The following is a 14,624-nucleotide window of genomic DNA, read 5'->3' as shown; positions in this document are numbered from 1 at the left end:
TTCCTTCCACCCATCAATGATGCGCCGACAGCGCATGCATCACTGCCAGAAACCCGGGCCCCGCCGTCACGATCAGCAGTGCGGGCAACAGCGTCAGGACCATGACACCCGTCATCTTCACGGTCAATCGACCGATCCGCTCGCGGAGCATCGCGCGGCGCGTCTCGCGCAGCCGGTCGCCGAACTGCTTGAGCGGCTCCTGTACCGCGCCGCCGTGCTTGTCGACCTGCACCATCAACCGGGTAATCGCACGCAAGTCCTCGTTGTCGAACCCGCCCGACAACCTCTGCATCGATTGATCGCGCGTGCGGCCCGCCGCGAACTGACGCTGCGCGATTCCGACCTCGGACGACAGCACCGGCATCATCCCGCGGAAATCGTTCGTCACGACCTGAAGGCTTTGATCCAGCGACAGTCCGACGCCCTGCAAAAGGCGCAGCATGTCGACGAACAGCGGCAGTTCATCGACGACGCTTTGGCGACGGGTGGCAGCACGGCGTCGCAAGTAAAGCTTCGGCAGCATGAAGCCGAGCCCGAATGCCGCGAACATCCCGATCGTCCAGTGTCCGCCCTTCATGTGTCCGCTGGCGAATATCGCGAACAGAAGCGGCAACCCGATCGCACAAACGAGCCGCGCGGTCAGAAACAGTCCGCGCGTGCGCATGTCGACGTAGCCGCATTGCTCGAGAATACGTCGGTCCTCTTCCGCGACAATGTGCTTGCCAAACCCGGTATCGAGCCAGCGCATCCCCGCCGCCGACAATCGTGCAAGCAGGCGCTCAATGCGCTGGCGGCCGGGCGTTACCATTTTCGTGTCGCCACCATCCTCCACCGCGGTCCGTACCTTGGCCGCTTCGAGTGCTGCCATACGCCGGTCGAGCGCATCGGCCAGCGCACGTTCGGCACGCGACGCGGCGCTCGCGCGCAGCAATGCGATCATTCCAAGCAACAGCACGCCCAGCGCACCGAGCGCCAGAGCAACCGATCCGATCTGAGTTGCCGTCATCGCATCACCTGAGTCGAGCCATTCGATACAACCACACGCTACCTGCAACCTGCAGCAGGAACGCGAAGATGAGGAACATTCGTCCGCCCTGATCAATCCACATTCCTTCCAGGTACTTCGGATTGGTCATCACGACAAAACTGCCGATCGCGATCGGCAGCATCACGAGCACGAACGCCGACAACCGCGTCTCCGCCGACATCGCCGTCAGCTCGCGTTCCGCCTGTTCGAGGTCGCGCATGAACACGGCCATGCGTTCGAGCATCACGTCCGCACGACCGCCATACTTGACCGACAAGCGCAGCACCGATCCGAGAAGTTCGAATTCTTGCGTCCGGTAGATCTTCGCGATATGAAGCATCGCTCGATCGATCTCGACACCCGTACGCAACATCCGGGACACGTGATCGAGACACCCCCGCAGCGGCTCCTCCGTCGTCAGCAGTGCCGCCTGAAATGCGGCTGGGACGCTGTTGCCAAGGGTCACCAGTCGCACAATCCCGTCGAGAAACGACGGAATCTGCCGGACAATTTTCAGTCGCCGCCGCTGGATTCGCGAGGTAAGCCAGATGCCGAAAATCGCACTCCCACAAACAAGCGCAGCGAAACACGCGAGCGCGCCGCCGCGGCTGCCAGCAATTGCCGCGATCGCGACGAGCACGGTCAGCGCGACGATCGCCTTGCCGCGCGCGCCCTCGATCCCGGCACGATTCACGAGGTTGGCCAGATACTCGGTTGCGACCTCATACCCGTGCATCCAGAATGCACGGGACACCGCATTGCCCACGCCACCGGATGGCGACACAGTCCGCGACGCAGTGGATACGACCGGTCTTGCGGCCGGTGCGGCCGCACGTGCACCGGGTTCAAGCCGACTGTCGATGAAGCGCTTCGCATCGGTGCGCACGCGCCGGGTTTCCGCATGTCGCCACAGCATCAGTGCCGATGCCACGCACAGCATCGCGACCGCGAGCACCCCAATCATCGCGCTATACATTGAAGCCTCCGCCGCGACCGAAACCGCTGCCGCCAAAGCCGCCGCCGAACCCACCGCCGCTCATTCCGCTATTCGTCAACGCCTGGCGGAAACGTACGAGCTTCGGCGAATGCGGATGGATACCCAACGATTCCCAGTGATCGACTTCCTCGCCCTCCGGCGTCACGCGCGCTTCGTAGCGATACAGTTCCTGCGTCGCGATGATGTTGTCGGACAGCCCGGTCACTTCGGTGATCGACAGAATCCGGCGGCGTCCATTCGACAGCCGCCCTATCTGCACGATGAAGTCGATCGCGTTCGCGATCTGGCGACGCAGGCTCGACTCGGTACCCTGGAAGCCCGCGAAACCGGCAAGCATCTCGAGACGGTACAGGCACTCGCGCGGCGAGCTCGCATGCACGGTGCCCATCGAGCCATCGTGGCCCGTATTCATGGCCTGCAGCATTTCGAGCACTTCCCCGCCGCGCACTTCGCCGACGATGATCCGGTCCGGACGCATCCGCAGCGTGTTGCGCAACAAGTCGCGAATCGTCACGACGCCAGTGCCGTCGAATCCGCCCGGCCGGCTTTCGAGCCGCACGACGTGCGGGTGATTAAGCGACAGCTCGGCCGTATCCTCGATCGTCACGACACGTTCGGCCTCCGGAATGTGGAATGCGAGCGCGTTGAGCAGCGACGTCTTGCCCGAACTCGTGCCGCCCGACACGAGCACGTTGCAGCGTGCCTCGACCGCCGCCTCGAGCAGCGCGCCGATCTCTTCGTTGTACGTGCCGTTGCCGAGCAGGTCCGAGGGCTTGAGCGGATCCTTGCGGAATTTCCGGATCGACACGATCGGGCCGTCGATCGACAGCGGCTCGATCACGACGTTCACGCGTCCGCCATCGGGCAGTCGCGCGTCGACCATCGGATTCGACTCGTCGAGGCGGCGCCCGATCGGCGCGAGGATCCGGCGCACGATGCGCAGCAAATGCGCGTTGTCGGTGAAGCGTACCGGCAGCTTCGCGAGGATCCCGTGACGCGACACGTACACGTCGTTGTAACCGTTGATCAGGATATCCTCGACGGCCGGATCCGCGAGCAGATCCTCGATCGGCCCGAAGCCCGCGAGCTCCTTCGTCAGCGCTTCCGCGATCGCACGCACCTCGTTCTCGTTGAGCGGAATGCGGCGCAGGCGCACGAAGCTGTCGATCTCGAGATCGACGAACTGATTGATCGCCTGGCGGGACCATCGGCCGAACTCGGCGCCCAGTTCCTCGATGCGCGTCAGCAAATGCTCGTGCGCGGCATTCTTGATGTCGTGGAACTGCTGCGTCTGGGAAAACGGCGCTGTGCCGTCGGCGAATTGAATGTCGTGTGCCATCGGTTATGACCGCTTGGACGAGGGTTGAATGAAACGCTTGAGCACGGACAGGCCCGGCGTGGCGCGCGACGCGCCTGCCATGCCCGATACGCCGGGCAGCCGCGCGGCGAGGGATTCGAGTGCGCGGACATATGGATCGCGCTCCGCCGCATCGACAATGAGCCGCCCCTGGTTCGCAGCATGGCCGATCGCGACGCGACGCGCGGGCAAGGTGCCGGCCAGCGCCAGGCCGAGACGCTCCGCGATCTGCCCGGGCATCAGATTCAGAGCGGGATCGTACTGGTTGACCACGAGCTTGACGCGGTCGGTATCGACACCCGCATCGCGTAGCCCGGTGAGCAGGTCGGCCGCCGACACGATCGATGCGACGCCCTGATCGCACACGAGCCACGCCTCGTCAGCCGCTGCAGCGATCTGCGTGACGAACTCGCGATTCGAGAACCCGCCGAGATCCACGACCTGCTGGTCGAAGAACGCGCGGAAGCGGTTCAGCAAGCCGATGCACGACGCATACGACACGTCGCGCAGCCCGCCGAGGTCCGGCGGCAGCGTCGTCAGTGCGACGCCGCTCTGGTGCCGCGTGAGCGCTGTGTTCACGAACGTGCGGTCGATGCGGCGCAGATTCTGAACGGCGTCGATGAAATGGAATTCGCAGCGCGTGTTCAGGAACAGCGCGCCGTCACCGGCCGGCAGGCCCAGATCGATCAGCGCGGTTTGACGACCAACCGGCGCGCCGCCGTCCGGGCCGCCCGTCGCCCCCGGGCCGAGCGCCCGCTTCTGCAACCAGACCGCGAGATTCGCGGCAAGCGTGCTGACGCCCATGCCGGCACGCGCCCCGAGCAACGCGATGACCTTGCCGTGGCGGCTCGTCGGCTCGCTGACGTGGGACAGCAATCCGCGCGTCGTCCGCAGGGCATCCTCGGCCGATGCCGATACGTCGATGAAGTCGCGCACGCCGGCACGCAGTGCGGCAAGCGTGCTCTCCGGCTGTGCGAGCGAACCGAGCGCGACGATCGGCAGACCCGGATGCGCTGCGCGCACCGTGGCAGCAGCGACGCTCGCCGCATCGCTGCGTTCGGAGAAGTCAATGAACACAAGCGCCGGATTGAGCCCCGTGATGCGCTGCGCAAGCACGCCCGGTTCCAGCGATGCTGCCTCGACCGCACCGGCCGACACCAGCGTGTCGGCCAGCCAGCGCACATGCGCTTCCTTTGTCGATGCACACACGAAGTAGTCGGTCACGGCGGGTTCACACAATGATTGGGTCCGTGCATTCATGTCGAACACCCCCGATTACGCAAGGCATAGCGATGTGCCGCAACGCGCAGTGCTTCACATTCATTTCGAAAACCCCGGTGCAGCATCCGGCGACGCCGCGCCGCCCAGGTAGGATCGCCAGACCGGCCCGTCACGCTGCTCGGACAACTCGCCGGGCGTCGCCGGCAATACCGCCCCCTTCGCGATCGGTGCGACGAGATGCGGTGTCACGATGATCAGCAATTCCTTGTCGTTCTGCTGATAGTTCAGGTTCTTGAAGAACGTGCCGATGATCGGCAGGTCACCGAGCAGCGGCACCTTGTTCACGTTCGACATCGTCTGGCGGTCGATCAGACCGCCGATCACGAAGCTCTCGCCGTCACCGAGTTCGACCGTCGTATCGGCACGACGCGTCGTGATGCCCGGCACCGCGACGCCGCTGATCGTCACGCTGTTCACGAAGTCGAGCTGGCTCGATTCCGGCGCGACCTTCAGCGCGATCCGGTTCGGGCCCAGCACCGTCGGGGTCAGCGACAGCCCGACGCCGTATTGCTTCCACTGGATCGCGGTCGAGCCGAGCCCCTGCGGCGACGGTACCGGAATCTCGCCGCCGGCGAGGAAGCTGGCGCTCTGGCCGGACAGTGCGACGAGCGTCGGCTCTGCGAGCACGCGTGCCATGTTGTTCGCTTCGAGCAGCGACAGATCGGCAAAGATGCCATGTCCCGCTGCGTTTACAACCAGATTGAATGCAGACGCCATCGGTGCGCCAAGCGTCGGAATGTATCCCCCCGTGCCCGGACCCGACCCACCGTTGTATGACTGCACGCCGCCCGGCGAGAACGAGCCGAACGAAAAGCCGTTGCTCTGCTTGAAGAAGTTGAAGCCGACTTGCTTGAGCACCGAGCGGCTGAATTCGACCACCCGCACATCGACCTGCACGACGTTCTTGCCGGCCAGCGTCGAGCGATCGATCACCGTGCCTTTCGGGCTCATATTCTTGGCGACCGCGACGGCCCGTTCGTGAGCGTCGAGCGATGCCGACGTTCCCCGCAGCACCGACGTCCCGCCGTATGCCTTCACCTGCGGCGTCGAACCGTCGAGTACCGCATGTGCCGCGGCGTCGACGACTTCGACACTCCAGACCGTCGGCTCGTCGTGCCCGCGTTCCCACAACATCACGTTCGTCGCACCCGGCGCTTTCGCGGTCAACAGCACGGAACCGGAACGACTGCCCTTCATGATCAGTACGTCGGCGATCGCCGGATCGCCGACTGCGACCCGCTGCAGCGCGCGGCCTGCGGAAATCTGCCGCTGCGCGCCAACCGCCAGCTCGATCGTACCGCTCGCGCTTGCAATGGAGGCGAATGTCAGGGCCCAGAGAGCAATCGCGAATGCAGTCAGTGTGTTTTTCATTGTTTGTTGGACCGTGGCACGGCCGTTACTTGTCGTCGCTGATATCGATGGCCATCGATGTTGTTCAATACGAAACCGTTTCCGAGCGGCCGCCGCGGATTACCTCGATGTTGCCCCCGCCTCCGCTGCCGCCTGAGCGCACCGCCAGCGGCAAGCGCGACGGCAGCGGCGGCACATTCACGTTGACCACGGCGGTCCTCGGCGTGCCGGACAGCTGATGCAGCGAAACGCCGGCCGCGGCAAGCGCCGACGGCGACAGCTTGTTGTCCGTGCGCACCGCTACCGTCTGCGTCGCAAGCTCGTCGTCGCGCGGGTTGCGCAGCGCGAGCGTCAGCCGGCCGCTCGACTCACCGAGTGTCAGTGCATCGACCTGCGCGGTCGGTACCGCGAGTACCGCGATGCGCGTGTTGCTCGGCTGGCCGTTATTGCCGTTCGTGTTGCTGCCGCTGTCACGCTCCGGCGTCGCGTCGCCGAACGACAGCACGCGCACCTTCGACATCAGGAGTCTCGCTTGCGTCTGCGATACTTCGCCATCGAGCATCCCCGCGCCCGCTTCCCGCTTCAGGTTCACGAAGACGTCGACGAAGTTGCCGGGCCGCAGGCGGTTGCCGACCGCATTGGTCTCATCGACGCGAACCGCAATCGCGCGTTCGCCTGGCTGAACGTCCTCGGCAAGCCCGGACACCAGTGCATCCGACACGACCGGCGCCGACGCCGGAATGTCCCTCGCAGGAACGCGACCGACGAGGGGGGCCGGATCGACAAACGCACCAGCCGGCGCAGGAGCAGTCGGTTGAACCTTCAATGCATCGGCAGCAATCGGCTGACCGACCGGCAGTATGCGGGTCGCGATGACCACCGGCACCGGGCTCGCGGCGACGGCCTGTTGTACAGGAACGGGACGCGACGTGCTGCGCCCAAGTATCCATGCGTAGATTCCGAGCAGAACAGCGATCGCAATCAGTAACCCCGCGATGATTTTTGTCAGATTGTTGGCCATGTTGATATGGGAATGCCGGAATCAGGTTCTGGAGCGTGGCAACGGTCGGGTGACTCGATTCAATAGGTATGCGATTCAAAGCATGCTGGGTTGGACCTGTACGGTCGCACTGCTCTGCAACTGCGGCGCGTTGAACAGGAATATCCACGGAATCAGCGGATTCGCCGCGTATGAATAGGTCGTCGTCACCATCACGTTGAATGAGGACGTAGACGTCGATGTGAATGTCCCGCTGCAGGTCACGCCGGGCGCCGAGGTAGGCGCAGGCACCGATATGGAAACCTGTGCAGCAAAACTAACGTTCTGCGACCACGGCGTGCCAGCCAACGCTTGCGCCACGGCATTCCGCGCATTGACCTGCAGCCGGTCGCACGGCACGGACGTGTAGTTCAATGCGGCGCGCGCGCCTTCGGATGCCGCGAATGTCAGGCTTTGCTGGATGATGAAAACCATCCCGAACGTGACGATCGCGTAAAAGATCAAGAAGAACAAAGGAAATACCACAGCGAACTCGACCGCCGCCACCCCCCGTTGTTGCCGCCATGCGGACGGCTGGCGTGCTTGCGTCCCCCGAGCCATCACATTCCCCTCACATACACAAGATGCAGAAGCCACACAGCCGCGGGCATCACGAGAAACGCCGCGTAAGGCGTCGCGCGACGGCCGCCGAGCGTCATCGTGGGTGTAGCCCGCTTGTACAGTGCAGAAACCGATGTCCGCGACAGAAGCATTACCCAAAGCGCGTGCACGCCTGCGGCGAGGCTCGCGGCAATCCAGAGCCACAGCAACGCTGATGCACCGCACCATGCACCCAGTACGGCGAACACCTTGACGTCGGCCGCGCCCATGACGCGCAATGCGAACAAGGGGGCAAAGCACACCAGCCCCACGGCCGCACCGACCAGTGATTGAGCCAGCGAAATTCCGAATGGATTTCTACTGATGACCGCAGCCACCAATGCACCGACCAGCCCCGCAACGACGAGCGAGTTTCGAATACGCCGAAAGCGGATATCGCTGGCCGCGACAAACACCGCCCAACCCAGGAATGCCCCGATGAAGATAAGACGAGCCATTACGTCGCGATCTAGCACAGCTAAAGCAGCGGGTGAATTACGTCAATAATTCACCCACTGCAGAGCCGCGAAACGATATCTGAAACCGGCGTTTTTTCTTGTCAGCTACTGGAGCCCGAACTCGAGCCCGACCAACACGTGGAACTCGGTGTCGAGACACAGGTGCCGATTTTCGAGAAGGTGCTGTTGAGATTAGTCCCCACCGCTGAGGCGCCTACGATGATGGCTACAGCAATAAGACCCGCAATCAGCCCATACTCGATCGCGGTAACCCCGTCTTCTTCCTTGAGGAAGCGCTTGATGAGTGCTTTCATTTTTTAATTCCTCGTGCCTGTATGTACGTTTTTTGGCCTTTTATACGTTGTACATCCCCGCATATCCGGCCCTTGCCCCGCGTCGTTCGTTACACCTGTATAACGACAACCGAGTGCGCTTTCTTTATATGTCACCCCGAGGGGCATGTATCACTATTTGATGCAAGTTAACATTCGCGATAGTGCCCTCCTCGAACGCAGTGTACCGAATTGTACATTTGCTTACATCTGCTCCGGATTCTATATCCGATCCTATTTGAATTCCAACCTCTTTTAAGAATGAATCGAAAAAAATTTCCGGAGCACAGCGCACTTGTACGGCGTTTCGGTACGACTTACACATAGGACTTACGATAGGTTAGATGTGCATACCTAATCCACCAGTAAAAAAACCGGACCACTCGCAGGGTCTTTACCAGCCCTACGTTACGCCGCACGCGTAACGCCAATGATGTGACGTTACGTTACAAAACGGCCGAAACCGTTCTCTCTCGACCTTTTTTAAACAATCTCAACAATCTTTCAATTACACAAACTCCTTTCCCGACAAGGAATTGCCGCGTTTAAAACCGATCGTCGGATCATCGACCATCGAAATGGCACGACAGTTGCAGAGTAATCCCCGCATCACTCAACACAACATCAGCTTCAATGCGAGGACGAAATGGACATTCAGGTTATCCCTCATGGCACGCTCCGGACGACTATGATCGCGGCCACCGTGGCAGCCATGCTTTCCCTCTCCGCATGCGGCGGCTCCGGGTCCATCAGCAAGGGGCTCAGCGGCGGCTCGAGCGCCGGCGGTGGAGACTCGATCTCCACGTCGGGTGGCGGCACCTCGGGCGGCACGTCCGGTTCGACGAGCGGCAGCACCTCGGGTAGCACCAGCGGCTCGACCAGCGGCAGCACGTCCGGCTCGACGAGCGGCAGCACCAGCGGGACGACGAGCGGAACGAGCAGCGGCACAAGCGGCACCTCCGGTGTGTCGTCGAACGCGGTGGGAAAGGTCCTCGCAAGCAGCAGCAACCTCATCACGGATGTCGGCGGCACCGTGTCGAACCTCGGCTCCGTGATCGCCGGCCAGTCGCTGCCCGGCGTCAACCCGGCCACGACGCAAGCGGCAGGCGGCATCGTGCAGAACGTCGGCGGCGCGGTAACGGCGCTCGGCAATGGCCTCGGCAACGGCCTTGGCCAGCTCGGCGCGACGAAAGACCCGGTCGGCGTCACGGTCGCCAGCACGGGCGGTGTCGTGAACCAGCTCGGCGGCGCAGTCACGCAGACCGGCAACCTGGTCACGAGCCTCGGCAGCGGCCCCCTGTCACCGCTCGCCCCTGTCACCGGCGCGGTCGGCGGCCTCGTGACGCAAGTCGGCAATGCGGTATCGAACGGCGGCACCACGCTGTCCAACGTGCTGTCGACCGGCCCGATCCAGCAAGTCACGCAGACGGTCAGCTCGGCGATCACGCCGATCACGACGATGGTCGGCCAGACGACGCAAACGATCGGGACGGCCACCGGCCTCGGCGCCCCGGTCAACATGCTGCTCGGCACGATCGGCAACGGCGCGAACCAGGGCGGCGCGCTGATCGCATCGACGGGCGGCAACCCCGTCACGACCGGCCTCGGCAACACCGTCTCGTCGACCGGTAATACCGTGAAGACCGTCGGTGGCCTGCTGACGGGCAGCACCGGCGGCGCGACCAACCCGCTCGCGCCGCTCACGGGCCTCCTCACGACGGTCACCGGCACGCTCGGCGGCGCAACTGGCGGCACCAGCAGTGGCCCGCTCGCTCCGGTCACCGGCCTCGTCTCCACCGTCACCGGCGCACTCGGCAGCGCAGCAGGCGGCAGCAGCGGCGGCCCGCTCGCTCCGGTCACCGGCCTCGTTTCCACCGTCACCGGCGCACTCGGCGGCACAGCAGGCGGCAGCAGCGGTCCGCTCGCCCCGGTCACGGGCCTGGTCTCCACGGTCACCGGTGCGCTCGGCAGCGCAACGGGCGGCACCGGCGGCAGCAACCCGCTCGCTCCCGTGACGGGCGCGGTTTCCGCTGTCACCAGCACGGTCGGCGTACCGGCATTGAGCGGCACCACAGGCGCCGTCACGAACTCGGGCTCGGGTTCGAATCCGCTCGCGCCTGTCACGTCGCTGATCGGCGGCCTGCTCGGCGGCACGCACGGCAAGTAATCAGGCATCCATTCATCGACAAGACAGCAAGGAGTCCTTTATGTCCCAGCAACGTTCCATTACGACGGCCGCCCTGCGCCAGTGGCGCGTACCACTCACCGCCTTCGCAGCAGCCTGCCTGCTCGCCGCATGCGGCGGCAACAGCGTGAGCACACCGCCGACCAGCAGCAACGGCGGCAGCTCCAGCGGCACGAGCGGGACCAGTGGCACGAGCGGCACCAGCGGTACGACGACCGGCACCAAGGGCGTCATCAGCACGGTCGGCCAGACCGCTACCGATCTCGGCAGCACGGTCGGCAACATCAGCGTGCCGGGCCTCGGCGACGGCGTGACAAAGGGCGTCGGCAGCACCCTGGCCAGCACCGGCACGATCGTCGGCGCAGCCGTCGATGCTGTCAGCAACGGCCTGGGACAGATCGGCACAACGAAGGATCCGGTCGGCACGACGGTCGCCGGCCTCGGGAATGTCGTCGGTGCGACGAGCAACACCGTGTCCGGGCTGAGCTCGACGGTCAAGGCACTCGGCACGGGGCAGCTCGCGCCGCTCGCCCCGGTGACGACGCCGGTCGGCACCGTGCTCGACACCGTAGCCAACGGCCTCGGGGCCGCCGGCACGACGATCGGCTCGACGCTGTCGTCGGGTGCCGTGCAGCAAGTAACGCAGCCGCTCAGTTCGGCAATCACGCCGCTGGTGATTACCGCGGGCCAGGTCACGCAACAGGTCGGCACGACCACGGGCCTCGGACAACCGGTGTCGGGCCTGCTCGGCCAGGTTGGCGGCGCAATCAGCTCGGCAGGCAAGCAGGTCGGCAGCACGTCGAATCAGCCGCTCGTCGGCGATGTCGGCCAGCTCGTCACCACGGTCGGCAACACCGTCACCAACGCGGGCGGCCTCGTGAACCCCAACGGCCCGAACGGTGCGGCACCGATCCCCGGCCTGATCACGAGCCTCGTCGGCGGCTCGACGACTACCGTCCAGAACGGTTCGTCGTCGGGCTCCAGTTCGACCAATCCGCTCGGCGGCCTGCTGTCCGGTCTCGGCTCGACGCCGCTCGGTTCGCTCACGGGCGCAGTTGGCGGTGCAACGGGCAACTCGGGCGGCAATCCGCTCGCGCCGGTCACCGGCCTGGTCTCGACGGTCACCGGCGCGCTGGGCGGCGTCGGCGGTTCGAGCGGCAGCAGCCCGCTCGCGCCGGTCACGGGCCTCGTGTCGACGGTGACGGGCACACTCGGTGGCGCAACGGGTGGCACGGGCGGTGCAAACCCACTCGCGCCTGTCACCGGTTTGCTGAATACTGTCACCGGAGCAGTCGGCGGTGCAGCAGGATCCGGGGCTTCGTCGAGTCCGCTCGCGCCGGTCACGTCGCTCATCGGCGGCGTGTCGGGGACGGCATCGTCCGGCAACTCGACGAGTCTCCTGGCACCGGTAACGGGACTGTTGGGCACGCTGGGTAGCGTTGGCAAGTAAGAAGGAGGACGGTCGCGCCTTTGCAGCCGGAGCGGGAGGCGCGGCCGTACAGACACAACCGGCACAATGCGGCACGCGGCGCGACACCTCGGTGTTGCGCGCCCGCATTAGAAAAGAAGACGAAAAACAAGGCCTACGAGGAAGAACAATGAAATCCAGACTCGACAGATGGATGATGCTGCTCGCCATCGCGGCAGCAGGCACGGCACACGCACAGACGCGCGCGGCGGGCAACCCGCTCGATTCCCTCCCCCAGATCAACGCGCCGAAGAAAGGCCCGAGCGTCACCGTGCAGGTCGCGCCGCAGGCACCGCAACTGCAGGAACTGTTGTCGCGGCACCTCACGCCGAGGACGTTCCAGGTTGAAGGCGTGAAGTCGGTGCCGTTCGACGAAATCTCGCGTCGCTTCACGCCCCTCGTCGGCAAGGACATCACGATCGGCGATCTGATCGAAACCGCCAACGGCGTGACCAAGCTGTACCAGGATCGCGGCTATGCGTTGTCGTTCGCGTTCATTCCCGCGCAGACGTTCGAGAATGGCGTCGTGCGCGTCACGGTCGTCGAAGGCTACGTGTCGGACGTCAAGGTCACCGGCAAACCCGGCGCGATGGAATCGAAGATCCGCGCGATCGCCGCGCACATCACGGCCGATCGCCCGCTGCGCCGCGCGACGTTCGAACGCTACGTGAATACCTTTGGCCTCCTGCCCGGCGTCACGGTGAAGGCCAACGTGCCACCGCCGCAGACGACCGACGGTGCGACGACGCTCGAACTGGCCGTCGACCGCAAGGCATTCAACGTCAGCACCGGCATCGATTTCAATCACCCGGGCGTCCAGGGACTCATCACCGCAACGGAGAACGGCCTCACCTCGTTCGGCGAGCAATTGAGCATTTCCGCGCTGGTGCCGCCCGGACGCGACAAGCAGACCTACGTCGCATTCAGCGGCGCGGTGCCGGTCGGCAGCAGCGGCCTGGTCACACGCCTCGACGCCAGCACGTATCGCGGCAAGCCGACCGACAACCCGGGCCTGCCGTCGACCGTCGAGCGCACAGTCAAGAACGAGAAGCTCAGTCTTTCGGCATCCTATCCGTTGCTGCTGAACAACCAGCGCAGCCTGCTCGGCACCGTGTCGGGCTATGCGTCGCACAACGAAGACCGCTACCAGAACAAGATCACCGGCAACAGCATCGACACGCGATCGCAGGTACGCGTGCTGCAAATGCAGCTCGACTACACGAGCGTGTCGGCCAAGCAGGTACAGAAACTCAGCGTCAACGTCGCGAAGGGCTTCAACATTCTCGGCGCGTCGAAATCGCAGGACATTACGATCGGCTCGAACACGACGTCGGGGGACAGCCCGATCTCGCTGACGTTCGTGCGCACCGGCGCGACCTTCACGCAGACCAACGAATGGCCGTTCAAGATCGGCACGTCGGTCTCGCTGACCGGCCAGTACAGCCCCGACTCACTGCCGACGTCGGAACAAATCTCGTTCGGTTCGACGCGCTACGCGCTCGGCTACCAGCCCGGCGAAACGTCGGGCGACTCGGGCTGGGGCATGTCGCTGGAGGTGAACCGCGGCTTCACGCCGGGCTGGACGTACATGAAGTCGATTACGCCGTACATCGCATACGATATGGCGCGCGTATACCTGCACACGGGCACGCCGTCGCCGAGCCGCCTGTCGTCGGTCGGTATCGGCGTGAGGTTTTCGGACAGCCGCTACTACAGTCTCGACCTGAATATCGCGAAGCCTGTCGGCGATGCACCGGTTGAAAGCGCATCGCGCAGCCCGCGCGTGAATGCTGCATTCTCGTATCAGCTCAACTGATCAGTCACCAAACAGTCCGTGTCTTGCGGGCTGTTTCGATTAGAGTCCCCTCTATCAAACGCAGCGCGCGGTTTCACGTATTCTGGCAAAGCTCGCAACATGACCGCCCCATGCAGACGGTCGTGCGGGCGCATCGAACACGACATGAAACAAGGAGGAAGACGATGATTCAACTGACCCGCCCGTTGCGCGCACTGGCTGTCGCAAGTGCCTTGCTCGCTTGCGCCGCCCCCACGTTCGCCCAGACCGATAACCCCATCGGCATGTGGCAGACCATCGACGACAACACGCATCAGCCGAAGGCACTCGTGCAGATCGCCGACGACGGCGACGGTTCGCTGTCGGGCAAGGTCGTCAAGGGCCTCGGCGCCAACGACACGCCCGATCGTCGCTGCACTGCATGCACGGACGAGCGCAAGGATCAGCTCATCAAAGGCATGACGATCATCAAGGCGATGAAGAAGGACGGCGACCACTGGGACGGCGGCAACATTCTCGACCCGGAAAACGGCAAGGTCTATAAGTGCAAGATGTCGCTTGAGGACGGCGGCCAGAAGCTCGTCGTGCGCGGCTACATCGGCGTATCGCTGCTCGGCCGATCGCAGACCTGGGTTCGCGCACAATAACGCGACGCTCGACGCAATGAAAAATCGGCCTGCGACGACGTCGTCAGGCCGATTTTGTTTTGGTGTGGGCGTGAATGAAATCGAACGA

13 protein-coding genes are annotated in these 14,624 nt (G+C 64.1%); 4 read left to right on the top strand and 9 right to left on the bottom strand.

Annotated elements, in window-relative coordinates; all coding sequences use genetic code 11:
- Nucleotides 1–13: 13 nt before the first annotated feature.
- From AC1Z3W_RS26550 to AC1Z3W_RS26510, 9 genes are all read right to left on the bottom strand, one after another.
- Nucleotides 14–1,006 (bottom strand): type II secretion system F family protein, encoded by a 993-nt coding sequence (locus tag AC1Z3W_RS26550; RefSeq protein WP_124835082.1) that lies wholly within the window; start codon nucleotides 1,004–1,006, stop codon nucleotides 14–16.
- Nucleotides 1,007–1,010: 4 nt separating this feature from the next.
- Nucleotides 1,011–2,003 carry a type II secretion system F family protein gene (locus AC1Z3W_RS26545; RefSeq protein ID WP_124835083.1) on the bottom strand — a complete coding sequence of 331 codons (993 nt, stop codon included), beginning with the start codon at nucleotides 2,001–2,003 and terminating at the stop codon, nucleotides 1,011–1,013.
- Nucleotides 1,996–3,363: a TadA family conjugal transfer-associated ATPase gene (locus tag AC1Z3W_RS26540; RefSeq protein WP_124835084.1), complete on the bottom strand. Its 1,368-nt coding sequence runs from the start codon at nucleotides 3,361–3,363 to the stop codon at nucleotides 1,996–1,998. The genes AC1Z3W_RS26545 and AC1Z3W_RS26540 overlap by 8 nt, the downstream gene beginning before the upstream one ends.
- Before the next feature lie 3 nt (nucleotides 3,364–3,366).
- Complete coding sequence (locus tag AC1Z3W_RS26535; RefSeq protein WP_483508788.1) at nucleotides 3,367–4,641, bottom strand: fimbrial protein; 1,275 nt, start codon at nucleotides 4,639–4,641, stop codon at nucleotides 3,367–3,369.
- 60 nt (nucleotides 4,642–4,701) lie between these two features.
- The gene (locus tag AC1Z3W_RS26530; protein WP_124835086.1) at nucleotides 4,702–6,033 is read right to left on the bottom strand and encodes a type II and III secretion system protein family protein; all 1,332 of its coding nucleotides are present in this window, start codon (nucleotides 6,031–6,033) and stop codon (nucleotides 4,702–4,704) included.
- A gap of 64 nt (nucleotides 6,034–6,097) precedes the next feature.
- A complete protein-coding gene (gene cpaB / locus AC1Z3W_RS26525; protein ID WP_483508785.1) occupies nucleotides 6,098–7,033 on the bottom strand; it encodes a Flp pilus assembly protein CpaB in 936 nt (311 codons plus the stop codon).
- Nucleotides 7,034–7,108: 75 nt separating this feature from the next.
- Nucleotides 7,109–7,612, bottom strand: coding sequence for a TadE/TadG family type IV pilus assembly protein (locus tag AC1Z3W_RS26520; RefSeq protein ID WP_175826944.1), 504 nt, complete (start codon nucleotides 7,610–7,612; stop codon nucleotides 7,109–7,111).
- Nucleotides 7,612–8,109, bottom strand: a complete 498-nt coding sequence (locus AC1Z3W_RS26515; protein ID WP_483508783.1) for an A24 family peptidase — start codon at nucleotides 8,107–8,109, stop codon at nucleotides 7,612–7,614. Before AC1Z3W_RS26515 ends, AC1Z3W_RS26520 begins: the two co-directional genes overlap by 1 nt.
- Before the next feature lie 101 nt (nucleotides 8,110–8,210).
- Nucleotides 8,211–8,423, bottom strand: a complete 213-nt coding sequence (locus AC1Z3W_RS26510) for a Flp family type IVb pilin (RefSeq protein WP_175826946.1) — start codon at nucleotides 8,421–8,423, stop codon at nucleotides 8,211–8,213.
- A gap of 664 nt (nucleotides 8,424–9,087) precedes the next feature.
- On the opposite strand from AC1Z3W_RS26510, the gene AC1Z3W_RS26505 reads away from it, so the two are divergent.
- The 4 genes from AC1Z3W_RS26505 (at nucleotide 9,088) to AC1Z3W_RS26490 (ending at nucleotide 14,536) form a co-directional block, all read left to right on the top strand.
- Complete coding sequence (locus tag AC1Z3W_RS26505) at nucleotides 9,088–10,608, top strand: collagen-like triple helix repeat-containing protein (RefSeq protein ID WP_483508782.1); 1,521 nt, start codon at nucleotides 9,088–9,090, stop codon at nucleotides 10,606–10,608.
- A 40-nt stretch (nucleotides 10,609–10,648) separates the two neighbouring features.
- A complete protein-coding gene (locus AC1Z3W_RS26500; RefSeq protein ID WP_483508781.1) occupies nucleotides 10,649–12,076 on the top strand; it encodes a collagen-like triple helix repeat-containing protein in 1,428 nt (475 codons plus the stop codon).
- Nucleotides 12,077–12,224: 148 nt separating this feature from the next.
- Nucleotides 12,225–13,910, top strand: coding sequence for a ShlB/FhaC/HecB family hemolysin secretion/activation protein (locus AC1Z3W_RS26495; RefSeq protein WP_057924327.1), 1,686 nt, complete (start codon nucleotides 12,225–12,227; stop codon nucleotides 13,908–13,910).
- Between the two features lie 164 nt (nucleotides 13,911–14,074).
- Nucleotides 14,075–14,536 carry a DUF2147 domain-containing protein gene (locus AC1Z3W_RS26490; RefSeq protein WP_057924326.1) on the top strand — a complete coding sequence of 154 codons (462 nt, stop codon included), beginning with the start codon at nucleotides 14,075–14,077 and terminating at the stop codon, nucleotides 14,534–14,536.
- Nucleotides 14,537–14,624 lie beyond the last annotated feature (88 nt).

The sequence above is a fragment of the Burkholderia sp. 10_S31 genome, from assembly GCF_056930375.1.
The sequence above is the reverse complement of the archived record's forward strand: the minus strand, read 5'-3'. Positions and strand labels throughout refer to the sequence as shown.

Bases quoted from the DNA above. Each gene is read 5' to 3' on its own strand.
- AC1Z3W_RS26550 (WP_124835082.1), bottom strand. From the start codon at position 1,006: ATGACGGCAACTCAGATCGGATCGGTTGCTCTGGCGCTCGGTGCGCTG.
- AC1Z3W_RS26545 (WP_124835083.1), bottom strand. From the start codon at position 2,003: ATGTATAGCGCGATGATTGGGGTGCTCGCGGTCGCGATGCTGTGCGTG.
- AC1Z3W_RS26540 (WP_124835084.1), bottom strand. From the start codon at position 3,363: ATGGCACACGACATTCAATTCGCCGACGGCACAGCGCCGTTTTCCCAG.
- AC1Z3W_RS26535 (WP_483508788.1), bottom strand. From the start codon at position 4,641: ATGAATGCACGGACCCAATCATTGTGTGAACCCGCCGTGACCGACTAC.
- AC1Z3W_RS26530 (WP_124835086.1), bottom strand. From the start codon at position 6,033: ATGAAAAACACACTGACTGCATTCGCGATTGCTCTCTGGGCCCTGACA.
- cpaB (WP_483508785.1), bottom strand. From the start codon at position 7,033: ATGGCCAACAATCTGACAAAAATCATCGCGGGGTTACTGATTGCGATC.
- AC1Z3W_RS26520 (WP_175826944.1), bottom strand. From the start codon at position 7,612: ATGGCTCGGGGGACGCAAGCACGCCAGCCGTCCGCATGGCGGCAACAA.
- AC1Z3W_RS26515 (WP_483508783.1), bottom strand. From the start codon at position 8,109: ATGGCTCGTCTTATCTTCATCGGGGCATTCCTGGGTTGGGCGGTGTTT.
- AC1Z3W_RS26510 (WP_175826946.1), bottom strand. From the start codon at position 8,423: ATGAAAGCACTCATCAAGCGCTTCCTCAAGGAAGAAGACGGGGTTACC.
- AC1Z3W_RS26505 (WP_483508782.1), top strand. From the start codon at position 9,088: ATGGACATTCAGGTTATCCCTCATGGCACGCTCCGGACGACTATGATC.
- AC1Z3W_RS26500 (WP_483508781.1), top strand. From the start codon at position 10,649: ATGTCCCAGCAACGTTCCATTACGACGGCCGCCCTGCGCCAGTGGCGC.
- AC1Z3W_RS26495 (WP_057924327.1), top strand. From the start codon at position 12,225: ATGAAATCCAGACTCGACAGATGGATGATGCTGCTCGCCATCGCGGCA.
- AC1Z3W_RS26490 (WP_057924326.1), top strand. From the start codon at position 14,075: ATGATTCAACTGACCCGCCCGTTGCGCGCACTGGCTGTCGCAAGTGCC.